This window comes from Allobosea sp. CER48 (genome assembly GCF_044752385.1).
Lineage (GTDB): Bacteria > Pseudomonadota > Alphaproteobacteria > Rhizobiales > Beijerinckiaceae > Allobosea.
This window is the reverse complement of sequence record NZ_JBIWYK010000393.1, coordinates 1-2,958: the sequence shown is the minus strand read 5'-3', so window position 1 is coordinate 2,958 and position 2,958 is coordinate 1. Positions and strand designations below refer to the sequence as shown.

Sequence of the window (2,958 nt, the reverse complement as noted above, 5' to 3'; positions counted from 1 at the left end):
TGGCTTGCGGGCGGGCGGCAGAACGAGTCCGATTTCGGCTCTTCCGGAGCTGTCGCGGAGCGGCAGTAACACCCTCGCAACCACGCCGACTCAGTTCCGTTTAACCTGAATAACCGTTCAGATTTGCGCGTTAACCACCTGATGCCCGGGCGAGGTGCATGGTGTTCCCACAGCAGGGACATACCGGCAAAAAACAACGCCGGACAGGGGTTCGAACATGATGGACCATGAGCTTCGTGAATTCGTCGATCGCGTGATGGATCGTCGCGCGATCGACGATGAAGACGTCAAGATGCTTCAGCGTAACATCTTGAACGACATCGTCATGACCCGCGACATCATCGATGTTCTGGTCGCGCTCGACCGGGCCGTGCCGCAAAGCTGCAAGGCCTATGCGGATTACCTGGTGGCGGTCGCCGTCGACTTCGCCGTCTGGGAAAACCGCCCGACGGGCGTGATCGACCGCGACAAGGCCCATTGGCTGGTGCCGACGCTGTCGGCCGGCGAAGGGCCGACCACGGTGGCCCAGCGCATCGCCAGCGAGATCGTTCGCGAGGCCGAGCATTGCGACGAGACCCTGCTCGCCTTTGCCTTCGCCAAGGGCGCTGGCAAGGAGATCGCCAAGGCGGCCGCCGGAAGCACGTCCCGGGCCCTGCTCGCCAACTGACCTGCGCATCCGCGCACAACGGTCTGGCGGGCAGCCGACTTTCGCATTGGTGGACGGCGGTTGCGGCGTCCCATACACCCCGGCTATGCAGGTTCGTCTGAAGCCGGGAGTGGCCCACGCATGTTCTCGAAAATCCTGATCGCGAACCGTGGCGAGATCGCCTGCCGCGTCATCAAGACGGCACGGCGCATGGGCATCAAGACGGTGGCCGTCTATTCGGACGCCGACCGTGACGCGCTTCATGTCGAGATGGCCGATGAGGCCGTCCATATCGGTGCCGCTCCCGCCGCCCAGTCCTATCTGCTGATCGACAGGATCGTCGCGGCCTGCAAGCAAACCGGCGCCGAAGCGGTGCATCCCGGCTACGGCTTCCTGTCCGAGCGAGAGGCCTTCGCCCAGGCGCTGAAGGATAACGGGATCGTCTTCATCGGCCCCAATCCGGGCGCGATCGCCGCGATGGGCGACAAGATCGAATCGAAGAAGGCTGCGGCGGCCGCCAAGGTTTCGACGGTTCCCGGTTTTCTCGGCATCATCGAAAGCCCGGAGCATGCGGTGAAGATCGCCGACGAGATCGGCTATCCCGTGATGATCAAGGCTTCAGCCGGCGGCGGCGGCAAGGGCATGCGCATCGCCCATTCGGCCGGCGAGGTGGCCGAGGGCTTTGCGCGCGCCAAGTCGGAAGCGGCGTCCTCCTTTGGCGACGACCGCGTCTTCGTCGAGAAGTTCATCGTCGATCCCCGCCATATCGAGATCCAGGTGCTGGGCGACAAGCACGGCAACGCCATCTATCTCGGCGAGCGCGAGTGCTCGATCCAGCGCCGCAACCAGAAGGTTCTGGAAGAGGCGCCGTCGCCGCTGCTGGACGAGGCGACCCGGCGCAAGATGGGCGAACAGGCGGTCGCGCTGGCCAAGGCTGTGAACTACGATTCGGCCGGCACGGTCGAGTTCGTCGCCGGCCAGGACAAGTCCTTCTACTTCCTCGAGATGAACACCCGCCTGCAGGTGGAGCATCCGGTGACGGAGATGATCACCGGCATCGACCTCGTCGAGCAGATGATCCGCGTAGCCTTCGGCGAGAAGCTCGCGATCTCGCAGGCCGATGTGAAGCTCGATGGCTGGGCGGTCGAAAGCCGCGTCTATGCCGAGGACCCGACCCGCAACTTCCTGCCTTCTACGGGGCGCCTCGTGACCTATCGGCCGCCGGCGGAAGGCCCGGACGGGGAGGCGACGGTCCGGAACGACACCGGCGTCTTCGAGGGCGGCGAGATCTCGATCTATTACGACCCGATGATCGCCAAGCTGGTCACGCATGCGCCGACGCGCGAGGCCGCGATCAAGGCGCAGGCGCGCGCGCTCGACGCCTTCGCCATCGACGGCATCCGCCACAACATTCCCTTCGTCGCGGCGGTGATGCAGCACCCGCGCTGGATTTCCGGCAATCTTTCGACCGGCTTCATCGCCGAGGAATTCCCGGAAGGCTTCTCTCTGCCGGTGCCGCATGGCGAGACGGCGCAGCGCATGGCAGCGATCGCGATCGCTTGCGACCATCGCCTGAACCAGCGCAAGCGCCATGTCTCCGCCCAGATGGAAGGCTGGCGCAAGGTTTCCTTCGACCGGCTGCGCATCGTGCAACTCGGGGGCGAGCGCTTCGAGGGCGATGTGACGGAGCAGGGCGAAGCCGTCGTCATCGCCTTCCCGGGCCGCACCGTCAGCGTCGTCAGCGACTGGCGCGCTGGTGAGCCGGTCTGGCACGGCACGCTCGACGGGGTGAAGGTCGCGGCGCAGGTGCGCCCGATCCTGAACGGCGTCGCGCTCGGCCATGCCGGCGCCTATGCCAACGCCCATGTCTATACGCTGCGCGAGGCCGAACTCGCGGCGCTGATGCCGGAGAAGGTCGCGGCTGATACCGGCAAGTTCCTGCTCTGCCCGATGCCGGGCCTGGTCAAGTCGATCGCCGTCGCGGTCGGGCAGGAGGTCAAGGCCGGAGAGCCGCTGGCCATGGTCGAGGCGATGAAGATGGAGAACGTGCTGCGCGCCGAGAAGGACGTCACCATCGCCAAGATCCTGGCAAACGAGGGCGACTCGCTCGCCGTCGACGCTGTCATCATGGAATTCGCCTGAGAAGGGGCCGGGACGTGCTGAAGATCTGGGGGCGGCTGAGCTCGATCAATGTCCAGAAGGTGGTCTGGGCGGCGGGGGAGGTCGGGCAGGATTTCGAGCGTATCGATGTCGGCGGGCCCTTTGGAGGGCTCGACACGCCGGCGTTCCGGGCGCTGAACCCCAACGCGCAG

At 65.6% G+C, this 2,958-nt stretch carries 2 protein-coding genes; both read left to right on the top strand.

Annotation, left to right across the window (positions count from 1 at the left end; all coding sequences use genetic code 11):
- Positions 1-217: 217 nt before the first annotated feature.
- Positions 218-667 carry a hypothetical protein gene (locus tag ACIPIA_RS13405; RefSeq protein WP_400510261.1) on the top strand — a complete coding sequence of 150 codons (450 nt, stop codon included), beginning with the start codon at positions 218-220 and terminating at the stop codon, positions 665-667.
- 120 nt (positions 668-787) lie between these two features.
- On the top strand, positions 788-2,788 hold the full coding sequence (locus ACIPIA_RS13400) for an acetyl-CoA carboxylase biotin carboxylase subunit (RefSeq protein WP_400510259.1): 2,001 nt from the start codon (positions 788-790) through the stop codon (positions 2,786-2,788).
- Positions 2,789-2,958: the final 170 nt, after the last annotated feature.

Coding starts and splice junctions, on each gene's coding strand:
- ACIPIA_RS13405 (WP_400510261.1), top strand. CDS start 218: ATGATGGACCATGAGCTTCGTGAATTCGTCGATCGCGTGATGGATCGT.
- ACIPIA_RS13400 (WP_400510259.1), top strand. CDS start 788: ATGTTCTCGAAAATCCTGATCGCGAACCGTGGCGAGATCGCCTGCCGC.